The 403-nt window shown below is 66.0% G+C and carries 1 protein-coding gene; it reads right to left on the bottom strand.

Translation table 11 applies throughout. The features are described from left to right. Window positions 1-25 precede the first annotated feature (25 nt). Window positions 26-403 (bottom strand): restriction system modified-DNA reader domain-containing protein (locus tag RM844_RS33210; protein ID WP_449657341.1); only part of this gene is annotated, 378 nt, incomplete at its 5' end.

Raw genomic sequence — 403 nt, forward strand, 5'->3', positions numbered from 1 at the left:
GTCCGCAGAAATACCCATCGCCGACCTACAGCCCCATCTGCGTGCGGAATTTGCGGCGTAGCAGGTCGATCGGGGCGAGGCCGGAATCCGACTTGTAGTGCCAGAACGTCCAGCCATTGCAGGACGGGGCCTTCTGCACATGCGCGCCCATGCGGTGGATCGAACCGGTGGCTTCGCCGTTTGCGAGTGAACCGTCGGCGCGCACGCGCGCGACGTGGCGGTTCTGCGGGCAGAACAGGCGATCGCCGGGACGCACGAGGCCATGCTCGACCAGAGCGCCGAACGGCACGCGCGGCTCGGACTTTTTGGACGACTGCACTTCGATGTCTTCCGCGCCGAGCTTGCGCACATTGGCGATGCGCCGGGTGGCGACGTCGATGTAGTCCTTGTCGCGCTCAAGCCC

The sequence above is a fragment of the Streptomyces chisholmiae genome (genome assembly GCF_031845445.1).
Classification (GTDB): Bacteria; Actinomycetota; Actinomycetes; order Streptomycetales; family Streptomycetaceae; genus Streptomyces; species Streptomyces chisholmiae.